Consider the following 1,117-nt stretch of genomic DNA (forward strand, 5'->3'; position numbering starts at 1 on the left):
TAGGGACGGTGTTCAAAACAGTCGAGCGGGCTGATGTTCAAGGGGAGCATAGCCTGGCGGAATGAGCGCATGAAACACGCCGACCTGCCCCTTGAGCTGGGTAACCGGCGCACGCGCAAGCTAGCGCTGCTCGACGAAATGGAACGCGTAGTGCCGTGCAAGGATTTCGTGGTGCTGATTACGCCGCATGCCTCGCGCAAGACGAAAGGGCGCAAGCCGTTTTCTACCATGGCGATGCTGCGCATTCACTTGCTTCAGCAATGGTTTGGCCTGAGCGACGTGGCGATGGAAGAGGCGCTTTGCGACGTCCCCCTGTGCCGCGAGTTCGCGGGACTTGGTGGGATGAGTCGCTTGCCCGAGCGGGCCAGCATCCTGAGATTCCGGCACTTTCTGGAGCAGCACCGACTGGCCGGGCAAATTCTGCAAACTGTAATGCCCAACTGGGCGCGAAAGGTTATTTGCTCAAGGAAGGTACGGCCATCGATGTGACGCTGATCACCGCGCCCGGTTCGACGAAGAACCAGGACGGCAAGCGCGACCCGGAAATGCACCAGACCAAGAAGGGCAATGAGTGGCACTTCGGCATGAAGTGTCAGATTGGCGTGGATGCCGACTCGGGCGTGGTTCGCACGGTGGTGGGCGCGGTGGCCAACGTTCACGATGTCATGCGGGCTCGTGCGCTGCTGCCCGGCGAGCAAACGCAGGTGTTCGGCGATGCGGGTTATCAAGGCGTAGAAAAGCGCGAGCAAATGCAAGGTATTAAAGCCCGATGGAACATTGTGATGCGCCCGGGCAAACGTCGGGCTCCTGGACAGGAGCACGTCGGTGGGCAGGCTGCTCGACGAGTGCGAGCGACTCAAGGCAAGCATCCGTGGGAAGGTCGAGCACCCGTTTCGCGTGGTCAAGCGGCAGTCCGGTCATGTGGAGGTACGCTACCGTGGGCTAATGAAGAACACGCAGCGGTTGTACATGCTGTTCGTATTGAGCAACGTGTGGATGACGTGCCACCGGATTCTGGAGGCTCGGGCATGAGCCACGCAGGAGCTGGCATATGGCATATGCGCCACTGTGCTGCACACCCCGGAAATCACCTCGAATCTGCGTGCTACGCTTCCTC

Annotated in this window: 1 pseudogene; it reads left to right on the forward strand. The window is 60.3% G+C overall.

Going from position 1 to position 1,117, the window contains the following annotated elements:
- Positions 1–69: 69 nt before the first annotated feature.
- A pseudogene (locus tag HV796_RS42635) lies at positions 70–1,032 on the forward strand (IS5 family transposase).
- Positions 1,033–1,117 lie beyond the last annotated feature (85 nt).

This window comes from Paraburkholderia humisilvae (genome assembly GCF_902859855.1).
Lineage (GTDB): Bacteria > Pseudomonadota > Gammaproteobacteria > Burkholderiales > Burkholderiaceae > Paraburkholderia > Paraburkholderia humisilvae.